The 19,075-nt window shown below is 65.7% G+C and carries 11 protein-coding genes, 1 tRNA gene and 2 pseudogenes; 8 read left to right on the top strand and 6 right to left on the bottom strand.

Going from position 1 to position 19,075, the window contains the following annotated elements:
* Positions 1-456 precede the first annotated feature (456 nt).
* Both putA and QCE69_RS14725 read left to right on the top strand, forming a co-directional pair.
* Complete coding sequence (gene putA, locus QCE69_RS14730; protein ID WP_309931332.1) at positions 457-4,395, top strand: trifunctional transcriptional regulator/proline dehydrogenase/L-glutamate gamma-semialdehyde dehydrogenase; 3,939 nt, start codon at positions 457-459, stop codon at positions 4,393-4,395.
* 100 nt (positions 4,396-4,495) lie between these two features.
* Positions 4,496-5,641, top strand: coding sequence for a branched-chain amino acid ABC transporter substrate-binding protein (locus tag QCE69_RS14725; protein WP_309810858.1), 1,146 nt, complete (start codon positions 4,496-4,498; stop codon positions 5,639-5,641).
* A gap of 51 nt (positions 5,642-5,692) precedes the next feature.
* Here the strand turns inward: QCE69_RS14725 and QCE69_RS14720 are convergent.
* From QCE69_RS14720 to QCE69_RS14710, 3 genes and pseudogenes are all read right to left on the bottom strand, one after another.
* Positions 5,693-6,110: pseudogene (locus QCE69_RS14720) on the bottom strand (cytochrome b/b6 domain-containing protein).
* Positions 6,095-6,379, bottom strand: a pseudogene (locus QCE69_RS14715) (PepSY domain-containing protein). The pseudogenes QCE69_RS14720 and QCE69_RS14715 overlap by 16 nt, the downstream one beginning before the upstream one ends.
* Before the next feature lie 78 nt (positions 6,380-6,457).
* Entirely contained in the window at positions 6,458-8,164 is a 1,707-nt protein-coding gene (locus QCE69_RS14710) for a thiamine pyrophosphate-binding protein (RefSeq protein WP_309931331.1), read from the bottom strand.
* Between the two features lie 323 nt (positions 8,165-8,487).
* Between QCE69_RS14710 and flhF the strand changes: the two genes are divergently transcribed.
* From flhF to QCE69_RS14695, 3 genes are read left to right on the top strand one after another with little or no spacing between them, the layout of a single operon-like run.
* Entirely contained in the window at positions 8,488-10,299 is a 1,812-nt protein-coding gene (flhF, locus tag QCE69_RS14705) for a flagellar biosynthesis protein FlhF (RefSeq protein ID WP_309931329.1), read from the top strand.
* Positions 10,292-11,209 carry a MinD/ParA family protein gene (locus QCE69_RS14700; protein WP_309931328.1) on the top strand — a complete coding sequence of 306 codons (918 nt, stop codon included), beginning with the start codon at positions 10,292-10,294 and terminating at the stop codon, positions 11,207-11,209. Before flhF ends, QCE69_RS14700 begins: the two co-directional genes overlap by 8 nt.
* An 18-nt stretch (positions 11,210-11,227) precedes the next feature.
* Positions 11,228-11,959, top strand: coding sequence for an RNA polymerase sigma factor FliA (locus QCE69_RS14695; RefSeq protein WP_309898321.1), 732 nt, complete (start codon positions 11,228-11,230; stop codon positions 11,957-11,959).
* A 60-nt stretch (positions 11,960-12,019) separates the two neighbouring features.
* Here QCE69_RS14695 and QCE69_RS14690 read toward each other — a convergent pair whose 3' ends face one another.
* Complete coding sequence (locus tag QCE69_RS14690) at positions 12,020-13,033, bottom strand: GGDEF domain-containing protein (RefSeq protein WP_309919203.1); 1,014 nt, start codon at positions 13,031-13,033, stop codon at positions 12,020-12,022.
* Between the two features lie 308 nt (positions 13,034-13,341).
* Here QCE69_RS14690 and QCE69_RS14685 point away from each other — a divergent pair, with 308 nt between their 5' ends.
* Positions 13,342-14,334 (top strand): aromatic ring-hydroxylating dioxygenase subunit alpha, encoded by a 993-nt coding sequence (locus QCE69_RS14685; RefSeq protein WP_309931326.1) that lies wholly within the window; start codon positions 13,342-13,344, stop codon positions 14,332-14,334.
* A 15-nt stretch (positions 14,335-14,349) separates the two neighbouring features.
* On the opposite strand, the gene QCE69_RS14680 is transcribed toward QCE69_RS14685, so the two are convergent.
* Positions 14,350-14,425 (bottom strand) — tRNA-Arg (locus QCE69_RS14680).
* A 350-nt stretch (positions 14,426-14,775) separates the two neighbouring features.
* Between QCE69_RS14680 and QCE69_RS14675 the strand changes: the two genes are divergently transcribed.
* Positions 14,776-15,666 carry a c-type cytochrome gene (locus tag QCE69_RS14675; protein ID WP_309919197.1) on the top strand — a complete coding sequence of 297 codons (891 nt, stop codon included), beginning with the start codon at positions 14,776-14,778 and terminating at the stop codon, positions 15,664-15,666.
* A gap of 87 nt (positions 15,667-15,753) precedes the next feature.
* On the opposite strand, the gene QCE69_RS14670 is transcribed toward QCE69_RS14675, so the two are convergent.
* On the bottom strand, positions 15,754-17,841 hold the full coding sequence (locus QCE69_RS14670; protein WP_309919194.1) for a UvrD-helicase domain-containing protein: 2,088 nt from the start codon (positions 17,839-17,841) through the stop codon (positions 15,754-15,756).
* Between the two features lie 174 nt (positions 17,842-18,015).
* Between QCE69_RS14670 and QCE69_RS14665 the strand changes: the two genes are divergently transcribed.
* Positions 18,016-19,059, top strand: coding sequence for an oxidoreductase (locus QCE69_RS14665; RefSeq protein ID WP_309931322.1), 1,044 nt, complete (start codon positions 18,016-18,018; stop codon positions 19,057-19,059).
* The last annotated feature ends 16 nt before the right edge of the window (positions 19,060-19,075 follow it).

Raw genomic sequence — 19,075 nt, 5'->3', positions numbered from 1 at the left:
CGCGGGAAACGTCGTTGCGTGCGGGTCGGCCTTCCTCCTGAGCGTCTTCCGAACGGAAGACCTGTGGCGATGCGCCCCGCACGAACAGCACGACACAGACTGCGAACATTACCCAAACGCTGGCTACCACCATCCAAGTGCTCATGCTCGTAACTCTCCCCGAGGTCGCGGATCATTGACCGCGTATGCCGCGCCGTGGGCGGCGCATTGTGTTTATATCGGCGTTGTCGCAGGCATTACTTAGGGTTTGTCCCAAAATTTCCTTGCTTCAGGGAAAGTACCGAGCAAACCAGTTGCCCTCGGTCCGAGAACATTCCCCGCAACCCCTTGACCCACAAGGGTTATAAGCAGGGTGCAACCCATTTCTGAAATGGTTGCACCTTTTATATCAGCGGAGTACGATTCGCCCACTTTTTAGTCTTTCGCCGGGCCCCACCACCGGCAAACGAAGGAACCATGGCGAGCACAACCTTAGGCGTCAAAGTCGATGATCTGCTGCGTTCCCGGCTGAAGGATGCCGCGACGCGTCTCGAGCGCACCCCTCACTGGCTGATCAAGCAGGCGATCTTCGCCTACCTCGAGCGCATCGAGCACGGCCAGTTGCCGCCCGAACTGTCGGGCGCGAACGGCGGCTCGGAACTGGCTGACGCCGCGCCCGTCGACAGCGACGAAGATGGCGCGCCGCATCCCTTCCTCGACTTTGCCCAGAACGTGCAGCCGCAATCGGTGCTGCGCGCGGCGATCACCGCCGCGTATCGCCGGCCCGAGCCGGAGTGCGTGCCGTTCCTGATCGGCCAGGCGCGCCTGCCGGCGAACGTCTCCGCCGATACCGAAAAACTCGCGACCAAGCTCGTCGAAGCCTTGCGCGCGAAGAGTTCGGGCGGCGGTGTCGAAGGGCTGATCCACGAGTTTTCGTTGTCGAGCCAGGAAGGCGTGGCGCTGATGTGCCTCGCGGAAGCGCTGCTGCGCATTCCCGACCGCGCCACGCGCGACGCGCTGATCCGCGACAAGATCAGCAAGGGCGACTGGAAATCGCACATGGGCCAGGCGCCGTCGCTGTTCGTGAACGCCGCCACGTGGGGCCTCATGATCACCGGCAAGCTGGTGACCACGAACAGCGAAGCAGGTTTGTCGTCCGCGCTGACGCGCCTGATCGGCCGGGGCGGCGAGCCGCTGATCCGCAAGGGCGTCGACATGGCGATGCGCCTGATGGGCGAGCAGTTCGTCACCGGCGAGACCATTTCCGAGGCGCTGGCGAACAGCCGCAAGTTCGAGGCGCGCGGTTTCCGCTACTCGTACGACATGCTCGGCGAAGCCGCGACGACCGAGGAGGACGCGCTGCGCTACTACGCGTCCTACGAGCAGGCCATTCATGCGATCGGCAAGGCGGCCGGCGGGCGCGGCATCTACGAAGGCCCGGGCATCTCGATCAAGCTCTCCGCGCTGCACCCGCGCTACTCGCGCGCCCAGCAGGAACGCACGATGAACGAGCTGCTGCCGCGCGTGCGTTCGCTGGCGCAACTCGCGCGCCGCTATGACATCGGTCTGAATATCGACGCCGAAGAAGCGGACCGCCTCGAACTCTCGCTGGATCTGCTCGAAGCGCTGTGTTTCGATCCGGAACTCGCGGGCTGGAACGGCATCGGCTTCGTGGTGCAGGGTTATCAGAAGCGCTGCCCGTTCGTGATCGACTATCTGGTCGACCTGGCCCGCCGCAGCCGCCATCGCCTGATGATCCGCCTCGTGAAGGGCGCCTACTGGGACACGGAAATCAAGCGGGCCCAAGTGGACGGCCTCGAAGGCTATCCGGTCTACACTCGCAAGATCTACACGGACATCTCGTATCTCGCGTGCGCGAAGAAGCTGCTGGCCGCGCCCGACGCGGTCTATCCGCAATTCGCGACGCACAACGCATTCACGCTGTCGGCGATCTATCACCTCGCGGGCCAGAACTACTATCCCGGCCAGTACGAGTTCCAGTGCCTGCATGGCATGGGCGAGCCGCTTTATGAGGAAGTCACCGGCCGCGACAAGCTGAACCGTCCGTGCCGCGTGTATGCGCCGGTCGGCACGCATGAAACGCTGCTCGCGTATCTCGTGCGGCGCCTGCTCGAAAACGGCGCGAACACGTCGTTCGTGAACCGCATCGCCGACGAATCGATTCCGGTGAAGGACCTCGTCCAGGATCCGATCGACGAAGCGCAGAAACTCGTGCCGCTCGGCGCGCCGCACGCGAAGATTCCGCTGCCGCGCCATCTCTACGGCGACGAGCGGCCCAATTCGATGGGCCTCGATCTGTCGAACGAGCATCGTCTGGCGTCGCTGTCGTCGGCGCTGCTGGCGAGCGCGAATCATCCGTGGCGCGCGCAGCCGATGCTCGAAGGCGCATCGGCCGACGATGCCGCGAGCAACGGCGTCGCCCGCGACGTGCGCAATCCGTCGGATCTGCGCGATCTCGTCGGCACGGTGGTCGAGGCGTCGTCGGAACAGGTGAGCGCGGCCATCGCCAATGCTGTCGCCACCGCGCCGATCTGGCAGGCGACGCCGGTCGAAGACCGCGCGGATTGCCTGACCCGCGCCGCCGACCTGCTCGAAGCGCAGATGCATACGCTGATGGGCCTCATCATCCGCGAGGCAGGCAAGTCGCTGCCGAACGCGATTGCCGAGATTCGCGAAGCCGTCGATTTCCTGCGCTACTACGCCGCGCAGATCCGTGGCGAGTTTTCGAACGATACGCATCGTCCGCTCGGTCCGGTCGTGTGTATCAGCCCGTGGAACTTCCCGCTCGCGATCTTCATGGGCCAGGTCGCCGCCGCGCTCGCGGCCGGCAATCCGGTGCTCGCGAAGCCGGCGGAACAGACGCCGCTGATCGCCGCGCAGGCCGTGCGCATCCTGCGCGAGGCCGGCGTGCCGGCGGGCGCGGTGCAACTGCTGCCGGGCAATGGCGAAACGGTGGGCGCGGCGCTGGTCGCCGATCCGCGCACCCGCGCCGTGATGTTCACCGGCTCGACCGAAGTCGCGCGCCTCATCAACAAGACGCTCTCCGAGCGCCTCGATCCGGACGGCCGCCCGATTCCGCTGATCGCCGAGACCGGCGGCCAGAACGCGATGATCGTCGATTCGTCCGCGCTCGCGGAGCAGGTGGTGGCGGACGTGCTGCAATCGTCGTTCGACTCGGCCGGCCAGCGCTGTTCGGCGCTGCGCGTGCTGTGCCTGCAGGACGACGTCGCCGACCGCACGCTCGAGATGCTCACCGGCGCGATGAATCAACTGGCGGTGGGCAATCCGGACCGGCTTTCGGCGGACGTGGGCCCGGTCATCGATACGGACGCGAAGCGCGGCATCGACGCGCACGTCGACGCGATGCGCGAGAAAGGCCGCAACGTCGTGCAACTGCCGATGCCGGACCACTGCGCGCAAGGCACCTTCGTGCCTCCGACGCTGATCGAACTGGAGAACATCGACGAACTGAAGCGCGAAGTGTTCGGCCCGGTGCTCCATGTGGTTCGCTACCGCCGATCGAACCTTGATAAACTCCTCGACCAAATTCGCGCGACCGGCTATGGCCTGACGCTCGGCATCCATACGCGCATCGACGAAACCATCGCGCACGTCATTTCGCGGGCGCACGTGGGCAACATCTACGTGAACCGCAATGTGATCGGCGCCGTGGTCGGCGTGCAGCCGTTCGGCGGCGAAGGTCTGTCGGGAACGGGTCCGAAGGCGGGTGGCGCGCTGTATCTGCAACGCCTCCTGGCCAAGCGCCCGAGCGGTTTGCCGAAGTCGCTGGAAAGCGCGCTGACCGTCGATCCGGCCGCGACGAAGGACACGCCGGCCGCGGCGCTCACCGCGTTGCGCGACTGGGCGATCGGCGAGCGCGATCCGCACACGGCCGCGCGTTGCGACGGCTATCTGCAGCATGTGATGGCGGGCGCGACGGCGGTGCTGACCGGCCCGACGGGCGAGCGCAATACCTATACGCTCGGCGCGCGCGGCACGGTGCTGTGCGTGGCGGCGACGCAAAGCGGCGCGCGCGCGCAGTTCGCGGCAGTGCTCGCGACGGGCAACCGCGCGTTGTTCGGCGGATCGGCGGGTGAGCAACTGGCGGCGTCGCTGCCGGCGGCGCTCAAGCCGTATGCACAGGTTCGCAAGGCGGCCGAGGACTTCGACGCCGTGCTGTTCGAAGGCGACAGCGATGAACTGCTGTCGCTGGTGAAGGAAGTCGCGAAGCGTCCGGGACCGATCGTATCGGTGCAGGGCGTGGCTGCGGGAGCGTTCGCCGACGCAGGCCACGACGGCGAAGACTATGCGCTCGAACGTCTGCTGACGGAACGCTCGGTGAGCGTGAACACGGCGGCGGCAGGCGGCAATGCCAATTTGATGACGATCGGCTGAGTTACCCCTCGGACGTTCGGATCAGGAACATTCAAACAAGCGGCAGCAGGCACGGCGATCCCGGCACGCGCTGCCATCCACACTGGAACCAGGAGAAGCTATGAAGCACACGATGACCAAGCTGGCAGCAGCCATGACGCTCGCCGGCCTGTTCGCGGGGACGGCAGTCGCGCAGACGTCGGAAGACGTGAAGGTCGGTTACGCCGGCCCGCTGACGGGCGCGCAGGCGCACTACGGCAAGGACATGCAGAACGGCATCACGCTCGCGGTGGAAGACTTCAACGCGACGAAGCCGGTGATCGGCGGCAAGCCGGTTCGCATCGTGCTGGAATCGGCCGATGACCAGGCTGACCCGCGCACCGGCACGACGGTCGCGCAGCAGCTCGTGGATGGCGGCATCAAGGGCATGCTGGGGCACTTCAACTCGGGCACGACGATCCCGGCTTCGCGCATCTACGCGAACGCGGGCATTCCCGAGATCGCCATGGCCACGGCGCCGGAATACACGACGCAGGGTTTCAAGACGGCGTTCCGCATGATGACCTCGGACACGCAGCAGGGCTCGGTCGCGGGTGAGTTCGCGGTGAAGAACCTGAAGGTCAAGAAGATTGCGATCGTCGATGACCGCACGGCCTATGGCCAGGGTCTTGCCGACCAGTTCGAGAAGGCGGCGAAGGCGGCGGGCGGCACGATCGTCGACCGTGAATTCACGAACGACAAGGCCGTCGACTTCAAGGCGATCCTGACCAAGATCAAGTCGATGAATCCGGACCTCGTGTACTACGGCGGCGCGGATTCGCAAGCCGCTCCGATGGTCAAGCAGATGAAGACGCTCGGCCTGCGCGCACCGCTGATGGCGGGCGAAATGGTCAAGACCGACACGTTCCTCAAGATCGCGGGCAACTCGGCCGACGGCACGGTGGCCTCGCTCGCCGGCCTGCCGATGAACGAAATGCCGGGCGGCCCGGCCTACGAAGCGAAGTACAAGAAGCGCTTCAACGAAGACGTGCAGACCTACTCGCCGTACGCCTACGACGGCGCCATGGCCATGTTCACCGCCATGAAGGCGGCCAACTCGACGGATCCGGCCAAGTACCTGCCGTTCCTCGCGAAGACCGACATGCAGGGCGTGACGGCGAAGCATCTGGAATACGACACGAAGGGCGATCTGAAGAACGGCGGCATCACGCTGTACAAGGTCGTCGGCGGCAAGTGGACGACGCTGCAGAGCGTGGGCGGCAAGTAAGCACGCCAGCTCTCGCGGTTGATGTTTCGGGTGAAGGCCCCGTGACTCCGGTCACGGGGCTTTTTCTTTTTCGGGACCGCGCTTGTTGCCCGTCAGCATCGCCCCGACGAGATTTTCCTGCGTCCACACACTCATCAGCACAGCCGCAAGGACATGCACGCAGACGCACACTTCCACCGCGACCGCGAGCCAGCTGTGGATCTCCTGCCGCCAGTCTTCGCCCCAGAAGGCATCGAGCCGCATGATCCAGCCGGATAGCGCGAGCGCGAGAATCAGGCACCACAGCGTGCCCGATGAAGCCCCACACGATGCGCGCGGCAACCAGACCTGCCGCGCCATACCCGAGCAGCCGGTGAATGGAATCGGTCGGACCGAACAGGTTCCAGAGGACGATGCCCGCAACGACCCAGTGCGTGAGCCGCACCCAGAGGTCCCAGACTCTCGTGGGCCGGGTCACGGGCGGAGACATGACGCTTGTTCCACTTCCGATTTCACGACCGCGAGCGTCTTCGTGTCGTCATAGATCTCGACCTTCTTGCCGTTCTTGTCGTGGCCGTAGATCTCGTAGCAGTTGCCATCGACCTTGAACTTGCGGATCTTGCAGCCTTCGGCCTCGAGCCTGGCCTTCGCGTCGCACTCCTTCATCTATTTGCTTTTCGGATGCGCCGTGCAATCCGCCTTCGCGAACGCCGCACCCGACATTCCCATCGCCAGCGACAACGCCAGAATCTTCAGCATGACTTACTCCCGGTGGTTCTGGACGGGCTACTCTAGCGCCACCGGGAGCGCACTGAAAGCAGTATGAAAGTTTTTCCGCTAACGCTTGCCTTGCTGGCGAATGTGTTCGAGCGTCGCGCCCGGCGTGCTCTGTTCCGCCGGAATGCGGACTTCGATTACGGCTGGCAGGCCGGAACGCTGTGCGCGCTCGAACGCGGGCATGAACTGGCTGGTCGTCTCGACGAGTTCGCCGTGCGCGCCGAACGCCCGCGCGTAGGCGGCGAAGTCGGGGTTGGTGAGTCCGGTTCCATGCACGCGGTTCGGATAGTGCCGTTCCTGATGCATGCGGATGGTCCCGTACTGGCCGTTGTTGACGACGATGAAGATCACCGGCAATTCATATTGCATGGCCGTGGCCAGCTCGTGGCTCGACATCATGAAGCAGCCGTCGCCTGCGAACGCGATCACCGTGCGCTCCGGGTACAGCGACTTCGCGGCGATCGCGGCAGGCACGCCATAGCCCATCGCGCCGCTGGTGGGCGCGACCTGCGAGCGAAACTGCCGGTACGAGTAATGCCGATGCAGCCACGTTGCATAGTTGCCGGCGCCGTTGGTGAGAATGGCGTCGGCGGGGAGGGTCTGGGCGAGCTGGCGCATGATCTCGCCGAGCTGGACATCGCCGAGCATCGGGCGCGGCTCGCGCCAGTCGAGATACGCAGCGTGTGCCGCTTCGGCCTCGCCGGCCCACGCGATGGAAGGCGGCGGCGGCAGCGCGGCCAGCATCGCCGCGATTTCCGGCATGCCCGAGACGATCGGCAAATCGGCGTGGTACACGCGCCCGAGTTCCTCCGCGCCCTGGTGTACGTGGATCAGCGTCTGCCTCGGCTTCGGGATGTCGATCAGCGCGTAACCGCCCGTCGTCGATTCGCCCATGCGCGGGCCGAGCACGAAGAGCACATCGGCGTCGCGCACGCGCGCGGCGAGCGCCGGGTTGATGCCGAGCCCGACATCGCCGGCATAGTTCGGATGCTCGTTCGACAGCGTGTCCTGATAGCGGAATGCGCAGCCCGCCGGCAACTGCCATTGCTCGACGAAGCGCGCGAAGTCCTGCGCGGCTTCCTCCGTCCAGCCGCTGCCGCCCGCGATCACGAACGGCTTCCGTGCGTTGCCGAGCAGCTCGCGCAGGCGTTCCATCTGCGCCGGCGTGGGCGCGGCCGCCACGCGCTGGTAGCGCGGCAGCGGCGGGATGGCGGCGAGCGTCTCGGTGAGCATGTCTTCCGGCAGCGCGAGCACGACCGGCCCGGGACGCCCGGCCGTCGCGACGTGAAACGCGTGACTCAGGTATTCCGGCACGCGGCGCGGGTCGTCGATCTGCGCGACCCACTTCGCCATCTGCCCGAACATGCGCCGGTAATCGATCTCCTGGAACGCCTCGCGGTCCATGTGATCGCGCGCGCACTGGCCGATGAGCAGCAGCATCGGCGTCGAATCCTGAAACGCGGTGTGCACGCCGATCGACGCGTGCGTCGCGCCGGGCCCGCGCGTGACGATCGCCACGCCCGGACGTCCGGTCAGCTTGCCGACCGCCTCCGCCATGTTCGCCGCGCCGGCCTCGTGGCGGCAGACGATGGTCTGGATGTGCGCGGTTTCGTCGTGCAGCGCGTCGAGCACCGCGAGGAAGCTCTCGCCGGGCACGCAGAACACGCGCTCGACGCCGTGATGAACGAGCGCATCGACGACGAGACGGGCGCCGGTCGTCTGGCTTTCGGGAGCGGCGGACGGAGCAGCGGAAGCAGCGGACGTCATGCGATGAAGTCTCCTTGAAATGTCCGGAAACGCCTCGGTTCGATGCCGGAGAGGTGCCGGACGGTGAGCGACGTGCCCTCCAGCTTACGCGTTCGGCCGCGCCTTCGGCCACACGCCGCCCGGGAACATTTGGCTGCGGCGGGCGCGCCGTGTTCCGGCCCCGAACTGTCCATCAGCCGAAATACCCCTTTTTCCCACCCTTTATCCAGCGATGGACCGAAGGGGAACTTCGCAATAATGGCTTCACTGAAAAGCGGGGCCGGCAAGCAGACAGACCGGTTCGCTCGCAACGATCGCCGTATCACACCTCATCGGGGGCAAGTTTGAACATTCGTAAATTCATCGGCGCGAACAGCCGTGACGCACTGCGCCAGGTTCGTGAAACGCTCGGTCCCGATGCCGTGGTGTTGTCGAATCGCACGCTGGACGACGGCTCGGTCGAAATCGTCGCGGTGGCGGACAGCGACATCGCTTCGATCTCGCCCGCCGCGCAGGAGCAGGCGGTGCGTTCGGGCGGCGCGTCGCGCGCGGCGCTGGCCGCGGCGGCGGCAGCGATCCCGGTGAAACAGCAGGCAGCCACGAACCCCTACGTGAACGGCGATGTGTTTTCCTCCGTGTTCGGCGCGAGTGCCGATGACGAAGACGACTTCGCATCCTCCGCCGACGACACGTCCCGCACGATGGCCGACACCAACCCGTGGCTGATCGAGCATGCGAAGCGCCTGGCGCAACAGGCGTCGATGCCGTCGAACCGCCCGCTCACGCCGTCGGCCGCGATTGCGCGCGGCATGGGCGTGCCGGTGACGACGCTGTCTCAGGCGCCGGTCCAGTCGACCGCCCGGTCGACCGAATCCGAAGCCGGCAAGTTTGCGCTGCGTCAGCAGCAGCCGGCCCGGGCCGAAGCGGCGCCGCAGCCGGTCTCACAACCGGTCTCGCAGCCGGCCGTGCAGCAGAAGGTCGAAACGCCCGACTGGGCGCGCGAAGCCGCGCAGGTCGCAGCCCGCCGCGCTGCGCACAAGATCAACACGAGCGCGCCGCACGCTGAAACGCCGGCGCCGGGCGCCGCGCCCGCCACGCCGGAAAGCGTCTTCGAAGGCCTGCCCGCGAATGCGGCGGCGGTCGTGACCGAGGCGATCCGGGCGCGCATGCAGCAGGTCGTCAACGACACGGTGATGAACGAACTCTCGTCGATGCGCGAGATGATGGAAGAGCACTTCGCCGGCCTGATGTGGAGCGAGCGCCAGCGCCGCAACCCGACGGGCGGCGCGCTGACCAAGCGCCTGTTCTCGGCCGGTTTCTCGGCGCAGCTCGTGCGCATGGTGATGGACAACATGCCGGAGATGGAGACTGTCGAAGGCGCGCTCGAATGGGTGCAGCAAGTCCTCGAAAACAACATTCCGGTGATGGACAGCGAAGACGCGCTGATGGAGCGCGGCGGCGTGTTCGCACTGATGGGCCCGACGGGCGTCGGCAAGACGACCACCACGGCGAAGCTCGCGGCGCGCTGCGTGATGCGCTTCGGCGCCAGCAAGGTCGCGCTGCTCACGACCGACAGCTACCGGATCGGCGCGCACGAGCAATTGCGCATCTTCGGCAAGATCCTGGGCGTGTCGGTGCACGCGGTGAAGGACGGCGCCGACCTGCAACTGGCGCTGTCCGAACTGCGTAACAAACATATCGTGCTGATCGACACGATCGGCATGAGCCAGCGCGACCGCATGGTCTCCGACCAGATTGCGATGCTGTGCGGCGCGGGCCATCCGGTGCAGCGCATCCTGCTGCTCAACGCGACGAGCCACGGCGACACGCTGAACGAAGTCGTGCAGGCCTACAAGAGCGCGCCGGACCAGCCGCCGCTCGCGGGCTGCATCCTGACCAAGCTCGATGAAGCCACCAATCTCGGCGGCGTGCTCGACACGGTGATCCGCTACAAGCTGCCGGTGCATTACGTCTCGACCGGGCAGAAGGTGCCGGAGAACCTGTACGTCGCAACCAAGCGTTTTCTCATCAAGAGCGCGTTCTGCATTCCGCGCGACGGCTCGCCGTTCGTGCCGAACGAAGAAGAAGTCCCCGCGCTGCTCTCCGCGCTGTCCGCGCGTGCCTCGACCGACATGCATGGGGTGCACTTTGGATAAGTTCGTGCTCGACCAGGCAGAAGGTCTGCGACGGCTCCTCACGCGAGCCGGCTCGCGTGTGGTGGCGGTCGTGGGCGGCCCGGCGGGAATCGGTTGCACGTCGACGGTGGTGAATCTCGGCGCGGCGCTGTCGGTACATGGCAAGGATGTGCTTGTGATCGACGAGCACCGCAACGCGGCGTCGGCCAGCCGGCTCACCGGCATCGAGGATGCAGGCGCGGCTGCTGCGGTGATGACGGGCCGCAGCACGCTCGCGGAGGCCGCCGGGCGCACGCCGTTCGGTTTTTCGCTACTCGCGGCGCCGCGTGATGAACGCATCAGCCATGACGCCGCGCAATGCCGTGCGTTGCTGGACGGTCCGGCGGACATCGTGCTGATCGACGCGCAGTTGGACCGGTATGGCGCGCTCTCGTCGCTCGCGGCGCAGGCGCATGACTTTCTCGTCGTGACGCGGGTGGCCGCGTCGGCGATCACCGAGGCGTATGCGTGCATGAAGCGTCTGCACTACGCCCATGCGATCGGCCAGTTCCGCGTGCTGATCAATCACGTGCAGAACCCGGCCGATGCGGCGGTCGCGTTCGACAACCTGTCGGGCGTCGCAAGCCGGTATCTGGCTGTGTCGCTGGTGCAGGCGGGATATGTGTCCGAGGATGCGCGCGTCGCTCGGGCAAAGGAACTCTCACGCTGCGCTGTCGAAGCGTTCCCGGCCACGGCCGCGGCACGAGACTACCGCGCGATTGCGGCGGAGCTCCTGCACTGGCCGATGCGCCCCGCGCCGTATGCGCGTGCGGCGGACGGCCAGGCGGACGCGCGAATTCCGGTTGGCGACTCTGAGCAGGGCGGACGGGAGACGGCGCATCGTGCGGCCGCGCTTCACGAAATGGCCATGAGCAGCACGGCGTCGATGTGATCAAGATAGGTGACCAAGATGTATAACGCCCAAGGCAAACTCTCACAGTCCGAAACGCTGACGAAATATGCACCGCTCGTTCGCCGGCTGGGGCTTCAGCTCGTCGCCAAGATGCCGGCGAGCGTCGATCTCGACGATCTCATCCAGGCCGGCATGATCGGCTTGCTGGACGCGGCCGGCCGCTACAAGGAAGACCAGGGCGCGCAGTTCGAGACGTATGCGAGCCAGCGGATTCGCGGCGCGATGCTCGACGAGCTGCGCGCCAACGACTGGCTGCCGCGCAGCATGCGCAAGACGTCGCGCGAAGTGGAATCGGCGGTACACAAGGTCGAGCAGAACCTCGGCCGGTCCGCCAGCGAGACGGAGATTGCCGAACACATGAAGATGCCGCTCGACGAGTATCAGTCGATGCTGCAGGACCTGCACGGCGCGCAGCTGATCTATTACGAAGACTTCGACCGTTCCGCCGATGACGAGCCGTTCCTCGACCGCTATTGCGTCGACCGTTCGGATCCGCTGTCCGCGCTGATGGACGACAGCCTGCGCGGCGCGCTGATCGAAGCCATCGACCGGCTGCCGGAACGCGAGAAGCTGCTGATGAGCCTGTACTACGAGCGCGGCCTGAACCTGCGCGAGATTGGCGCGGTGATGGAAGTGAGCGAGTCGCGCGTGTGCCAGCTGCACAGCCAGGCCGTGGCGCGTCTGCGCACGAAGCTGCGCGAGCAGGCGTGGACCGGCGCCGAGGCGTAAGTCTGACGCTCGACGCGTGACGCATGAGACGAATGGCCCGCAGCGATGCGGGCCATTTGTTTAGCTGGTTTCGAAATCGTGGGTTTCGGCGAACACGGTCTTGCCGGCGCCCAGACTCTTGGCGCGATACATGGCGCGGTCGGCGGCGCGCAGCACGGTGTTCATGTCGGACGGGCGCGCGATCGTCGCGCCGGACAGCAGGCAGGCGCCGATGCTCGCCGATACCGATACCGCCCGCTCCTGCACCGACGTGATGGCGGCGAGCGCCGAGTGGATGCTGTCGGCCACGGCGAGCACCGCCGAGCGGTCCCGCACCTGATGCGCGAGCACGACGAATTCGTCGCCGCCGAGCCGGGCGATGGTATCGGTCCTGCGCAGGCGCGCCTCGAGTTGATGCGCGAACGATTGCAGCAGCACATCGCCGACGGCGTGTCCGTAGGTGTCGTTCACTTCCTTGAAACCGTCGAGGTCGATCAGCAGCAGGGCGGTGGCGTCATCGGCGTCGTGGCCGTCCTGGCTGGTTGGTGGCGCGGCCATCGCCCGATTGACGATCTTCTCCAGCGCATAGCGATTCGAGAGGCCGGTGAGCGGATCGGTGGACGCCTGGCGCGCGAGATCCAGATTGAGCTTGCCGAGCCGGTCGACGAGCACGCTCAGATACACCGAAGCCCCCAGCACGCTCAATCCCAGGCCGATCGCGGCCGGCAGGTTGGCATGCCACCAAGGTTGCCCGAGGCCGAGCGCGATCACCACGATGAGCGCCGTCGTACAGGACACCGCGAGCGTGCGCTTGCCATACCGGCATCCCGAGCCGATCAGGAACCAGAACATCACCCAGATGAGCGGCAGCGCGCTGGCGCCGCCAGCCGCGAGCGCGAGTCCGAGCAAGGCCTGATCGGCGATGGTCGTGAGCGTCAGGCGCGTTCCGGACATGGCGCTCGCGCGGCTCACGACCAATAGCGTCAGGGCGCCGTAAGACACATAGAGGGCGACGAGCCGCACGACCATCGACGCATCGTGCGACGGGCGCCACAAAGCGAAGAGGCCATACGCGAGCAGCACCGCTGTTCCCATCCAGACACGAAGCGTGGCCTGCTCCCGTTCGGGACTCCGGTGCCCGGACCCGATGAAAGCCTGGATCCGGCGTGCCGGTTGATGCGCCTGCTCCATATGAACCCCTGGCTGGTGATTTCTTGCTGTTATGGTGTGCTGCTGTCTCGTATGTGCGGCCCGGTCGCGGGAGGCGCTGTGAAGGTGTGCATCGGGTTGCACCGTCGCGCGACCCGCTATTCTGCTACTTTTTGCGATCTCGCTGCAGGATCGGTTGGGGCGAATGCGGACTCTTTGACTCTTCCCGGTCTTCCTGCTTACGGCTGATGACAATGCACAACAACGCTTCTTCCCTGCAAGGCGAATGGCTGGCGGTCTGCAACAGTGAGGACGTGCCGGAGGGCGGGGCGCGAGGATTCATCGTCGCGGATGAGCGCATCGTCGTGTGGCGGGACAGTCTCGGCGCGGCGCATGTGTGGCGCGACTACTGTCCGCATCGCGGGGCGCAACTGTCGCTCGGATCGGTATCGCGCGACTGGATCACGTGTCCCTATCACGGCTGGCGGTATGACATCGAGGGGCAGTGTCTGCATATCCCGTCGAATCCCGCACTGCGTCCGCCGAAACGCGCCTGCGCGACGACCTTTGTCAGCGACGAAAAGTACGGCGTGGTCTGGATGTGTTTCGGCGAGCCCGCGTATGCGCTCGATTTTTATCCGGATGCCGATGTGCCCGGCGGGCGTCGCATCAATCTCGCACCGCAGACGGTGAGGTCATCGGCGCCGAGAGTGGTCGAGAATTTTCTCGACATGGCCCATTTCTCTTTCGTGCACGCGGGGATTCTGGGCGAGCAGGCTCATACCGAGGTGCCCGATTACGAAGTCGTTCCCGTCGATGGCGGTCTCGAAGCGCGGCAGTGCCGTTACTGGCAACCAGCCGGCATGCCGGGGCAGGACGACGGCGCGATGATCGACTATGTGTATCGCGTCAGGCGGCCGTTGATTGCGAGCCTCACGAAGATGGCCGCCGGCGGGCAGGGCGCGCTGCACATCATGCTGGTGGCGTCGCCGGTGTCGGAGACGGAAACGCGGGCGTGGCTCGTCTCCGTTCATGAAGACGACTCGACGCACAGCGATCGGGAGCTTTATGACTTCAATATGGAGATCCTGCTGCAGGACACGCCGATCGTCGAATCGCAATGGCCGAAGCGCTTGCCGCTGGAACTCGATGCGGAGTTGCATCAGAAGTGCGACCGGATGTCGGTGGCTTACCGGAGATGGCTGGCGGAACTGGAGTTCGGGTGGGGGACGACGGGTGGGGTGTAGCGGGGGTCTTGAGATTGGCGCGCCCGGCTGGGATCGAACCAGCAACCCCTGCCTTCGGAGGGCAGTACTCTATCCATTGAGCTACGGGCGCATCGGCGGTGGGCTGCTTATTTGACAAGGTAACAAGGCAAGCGGCTCAAAGAAAGCCAGCTGCAAGGCCCACGCGAATCCGAGAGGATACCTGTTTTCCATGACTCCGTCCATCGCGCGGCGCTGCAAACTCGATGCCCGCGTGCGCCGCAAGCATCACACGATTCGGGTAAACGCCCGTCCGGTCGTGCTGCTGCCCTGTGCCGCCGTCCAAACGTTCCGTCTATAATCGACCGAGCCTTTCCCCACGGCTTGTCTCGGCGCACGGTCTGAGCGCCAAGGCAATGCATGCGGTAGCTGTCACGCTGTCACTGAACCGACTCACACCAAAAAACGGGAGACGAGACAAGCATGAGCGAAGCACCCCACGGAGCCCCGATCAAGACGCCCGGTCAACTCATCGTCGCGATCATTGCGGGATTCGGCATTCCAGTCGCCATCATCATTCTGCTCGCCGTCTATGTGAACAACTCGACGCGCACCGGCGCAGGCACCGATATCGAAGCCTCCGTGAAGGAGCGCATCGCGCCCGCCGCCCAGGTCGATGTCCGCGACGCCAATGCCCCGCGCGTCTACAAAACCGGCGAGGAAGTCTTCAAGGCCGTCTGCTCCGCCTGTCACGCCGCCGGCACCGCCGGCGCGCCCAAGTTCGGCGATGCCGGCGCGTGGGCGCCGCGCATCAGCGAAGGCTACGACACCCTGCTGCACAACGCGCTCAACGGCAAGGGCGCGATGCCCGCCCGCGGCGGCACGAATCCCGACGACTACAGCGACTTCGAAATCGCGCGCGCTGTCGTCTACATGGCGAACAACGGCGGCGCCAAGTTCGCGGAACCCGCGCAACCGGCGCCGGGCGCCGCGGCAAGCGCAGCCGGCGCTGCTTCCGCACCGGCGGCCGCGAGTTCCAACGACAACGCACAAGCCGCAGCCGCCGTCGCCGCGTTGGCGTCGGTACCGCAGGCCGCGCCGGCTCCGGCCGCGGGCGCCCAAAGCGCCGACGCCGCGCAAGCCGGCAAGGCGCTCTACGAGCAGGTCTGCCAGGCGTGTCACGCGGCCGGCGTGCTCGGCGCCCCGAAGTTCGGCGACAAGGCTGCCTGGGCGCCGCGTCTGAAAGAGCCGATGGACACCGTCTACAACTACGCGCTGCACGGCAAGGGCGCGATGCCGCCGAAGGGCGGATCGAATGCGCCGGACGCCGATGTCAAGGCCGCCGTCGACTACATGGTGAACGCGTCGAAGTAAGAGGCCAGGCCGCAAAGCAAAGAACCCTGCGCACGCGAGTGTCGCAGGGTTTTTTTCGAATGCACTGAATGAACCCGACAGCGGCGATCAGCTCTTCTGCAGCATCGCCTTGAGCATCGCCATCCGGTCCTTCGGCGACAGCGGCGCTTCATCGGCAGTCGGCGGCGGCGCGTCGTCGAGCAGCATCTCGGGAATGAAGCGCGACGGTTCGCACACCACCGTCTCCCGCGCCCGCTTGCGTTTCTTGCACCAGTTCAGATGCAGGCTGCGCTGCGCCCGCGTGATCGCGACATACATCAAACGGCGTTCTTCCTCGATGCGCGCATCATCGACGGGCGTGTCTTCGTCCGAGCCGCCGCGATGCGGCATGATGCCTTCCTCGACACCCACCAGGAACACGTGCGGATACTCCAGCCCCTTCGACGCATGCACCGTCGACAGGCGCACCGCATCCGGATCCTCTTCCTTGCCTTCGAGCATCGACATCAGCGCGACGGTCTGGATCAGTCCGAGCAGGTTCTTGCCTTCGTCGGCGAGACCGTCGGCGGTGTCGAAGCCGGTCTGCTCCGTGCCCGGCGCGGCTTCGGGCTTGGTGCCCTTGCGCTTCAGCCATTCGAGGAACTCGAGCACGTTCTGCCACTTCGACTGCGCCTGCCGTTCATCGTAGGCATCGTAGAGATACGCCTCGTAGTGAATGGCCTCCATCATGTCATCGAGGACTTCGCTGGCCGGATCGCGCGCGGCGCGGTCGGACAGCCGGCGAATCCACTCGCAGAACGTGCGCAGCGGCTCGACCTGCCGCGCCGACAGACGCGCCTCGATGCCGCCCATGAACACGGCCTCGAACAGCGACACCTTCGCCGCGCCCGCGAACGCCCCGAGCGCTTCGAGCGTCGTGTTGCCGACGCCCCGGCGCGGCGTCGTGATCGCGCGGATGAACGCGGGATCGTCGTCGGGATTCGCGATCAGCCGCAGATACGCGATCAGATCCTTGATCTCGGCCTTGTCGAAGAACGATTGCCCGCCCGACAGCACATACGGAATGCGTTCACGGCGCAGCACCTGTTCGAAGATGCGCGCCTGGAAGTTGCCGCGATAGAGAATCGCGTAATCGCGGAACTGCGTGCGTCGCTCGAACTTGTGCGCCGAGAGCCGGAACACGACGGATTCCGCCTCATGCTCTTCGTCGTTGCAGCCGGTGACGGTGATCGTGTCGCCCATGCCGTGCTCGGACCACAACTTCTTCTCGAACAGCTTCGGATTGTTGGCGATGACGTTGTTCGCCGCGGTCAGGATGCGCACCGTCGAGCGATAGTTCTGCTCCAGCTTGATGACGTGCAGCTTCGGAAAGTCCTTGCCGAGCTGCGCGAGATTCTCGATCGTCGCGCCGCGCCAGCCGTAGATGGCCTGATCGTCGTCGCCCACGGCCGTGAACGCGGCGCGCGGTCCGGCCAGCAGCTTCACCAGTTCGTACTGGCAGGTGTTGGTGTCCTGGTACTCGTCGATCAGCAGGTAGCGCAGACGGTTCTGCCACTTGTCGCGCACCTGCTCGTTCTGCGCGAACAGTTGCGCCGGGCGCAGGATCAGATCGTCGAAATCGAGCGCCTGATAGGCATGCAGCGTGGCCGCGTAGCTGCGATAGACAATCGCTGCCTGATGTTCATCCTCGTTGCTGGCGAGCACCGACGCCTGATCGGGCGACACCATCGCGTTCTTCCACAGCGAGATGATCGACTGGATCTTGCGGATCAGCCCCTTGTCCGTGGTGCCGAGCTGCTCCTGGACCATGCCGAAACAATCGTCGGAGTCCATGATCGAGAACTGCGGCTTCAGGCCGACGTGCTCCGCCTCCTGCCGCATGATCTGTACGCCGAGCGAGTGAAACGTGCAGATGGTCAACTGATTGACAGGAATCCGGCGGCCTTCCTTGCCCGGTGCCGTGAGCGTCTTGCCTTCGAGCAGCTTGGCGGTGCGCTCGCGCATTTCGAGCGCGGCTTTGTTCGTGAACGTGAGCGCGGCGATGTGCCTCGGCTCGAAGCCGCGCCCCTCGATCAGATGCGCGATCTTCTGCGTGATCACGCGTGTCTTGCCGCTGCCTGCGCCGGCGAGCACGAGACAGGGACCATCGAGATAGCGCACGGCTTCGTTTTGCGCGGCGTTCAGACCTGCGGACATCGTTCTGGGCTTTGGATTCTGAGGCGCGCGGCATGCAGCCGCCGCATGAAGGAGTGCGCGATGTTAACACGATGCCAAGCGCCCGGTTCCGGCCCTGCTTACGGTCGGAGGGCGTGAAGCACGGGCTGCGGGCGTGCCACAATATCAAACCGCTTTCCACGACAGGATGCCCGCATGAGTTCAGCACTGAAAGTCGGCGTAATGGGCTATGGCCTCGCCGGCGCGACGTTTCACGCGCCCGTCATCGAGCATTGCGGCCGCGCCGAAGTGACCGCCATCGCGACCAGCCAGGCCGAGCGCGCACAGGCCGACTATCCCGACGCGCAAATCGTGGCGGACCTCGACGCGCTGCTGGCCGTTCCGGGCCTTCAGTGCGTCGTCATCGCGACGCCGAACGACACGCACTTCGACCTCGCGCACCGCGCGCTGTCGGCGGGCAAGCATGTGGTGGTCGACAAACCCGTCACGCTCAGCGCCGCCGATGCCCGCTCGCTTGCCGATCTCGCCCGCCAGAAGGGGCTGCTGTTCGCCCCGTTCCACAATCGCCGCTGGGACGGCGATTTCATGACGTTGCGCGGCTTGATCGAAAGCGGGCGGCTCGGGCGCATCGCGCACTACGAATCGCACTTCGACCGCTTCCGCCCCAAGGTTCCGCAACGCTGGCGCGAGGAAGCGGCGCGCGGCGGCGGTCTGCTGTTCGATCTGGGGCCGCATTTGATCGACCAGGCGCTGACCTTGTTCGGCGCACCGGAGACGGTGACGGCGTTCGTCAAGACGCATCGCGATCACGCGCATGCACCGGATTACGTACATCTCGTGCTCGGCTACGACGACAAGCAAGTGATCCTGCACGCAAGCGCGCTCGCGGCGCTCGAGCCGCCGCGTTTTGCGGTTCACGGCACGCGCGGCAGCTACGTGAAGAGCGGGCTGGATACGCAGGAAGATCAATTGCGGGCCGGCATGCGGCCGGGCAATCCGGAGTTCGGCAAGAATCCGCCGGGCCTGCTGCGCGAAGTGGACGGCGATCACGATCTGCGCCATGAATTCGCAACGAAGGATGGCGCGTACATCGAGTTCTACCGGGCGCTGGCGGCATCGATCCAGGATGGCAAGCGGTTCCCCGTATCGCCGCAGGACGCGGTGGATACGATGACGATCATCGAGCTGGCGATGCAGAGCGATCGCGAAGGGCGGAGCGTGGCGTTTGTGAGGGCGTGAGGGCGGGGTTTTCGAA

It is taken from the genome of Caballeronia sp. LZ032 (assembly GCF_031451315.1).
Lineage (GTDB): Bacteria > Pseudomonadota > Gammaproteobacteria > Burkholderiales > Burkholderiaceae > Caballeronia.
This window is presented reverse-complemented; position numbering and strand designations above follow the sequence as displayed.

Bases quoted from the DNA above. Each gene is read 5' to 3' on its own strand.
- QCE69_RS14725 (WP_309810858.1), top strand. From the start codon at position 4,496: ATGAAGCACACGATGACCAAGCTGGCAGCAGCCATGACGCTCGCCGGC.
- QCE69_RS14670 (WP_309919194.1), bottom strand. From the start codon at position 17,841: ATGTCCGCAGGTCTGAACGCCGCGCAAAACGAAGCCGTGCGCTATCTC.
- QCE69_RS14690 (WP_309919203.1), bottom strand. From the start codon at position 13,033: ATGGGAACAGCGGTGCTGCTCGCGTATGGCCTCTTCGCTTTGTGGCGC.
- QCE69_RS14710 (WP_309931331.1), bottom strand. From the start codon at position 8,164: ATGACGTCCGCTGCTTCCGCTGCTCCGTCCGCCGCTCCCGAAAGCCAG.
- QCE69_RS14675 (WP_309919197.1), top strand. From the start codon at position 14,776: ATGAGCGAAGCACCCCACGGAGCCCCGATCAAGACGCCCGGTCAACTC.
- putA (WP_309931332.1), top strand. From the start codon at position 457: ATGGCGAGCACAACCTTAGGCGTCAAAGTCGATGATCTGCTGCGTTCC.
- QCE69_RS14665 (WP_309931322.1), top strand. From the start codon at position 18,016: ATGAGTTCAGCACTGAAAGTCGGCGTAATGGGCTATGGCCTCGCCGGC.
- QCE69_RS14695 (WP_309898321.1), top strand. From the start codon at position 11,228: ATGTATAACGCCCAAGGCAAACTCTCACAGTCCGAAACGCTGACGAAA.
- QCE69_RS14685 (WP_309931326.1), top strand. From the start codon at position 13,342: ATGCACAACAACGCTTCTTCCCTGCAAGGCGAATGGCTGGCGGTCTGC.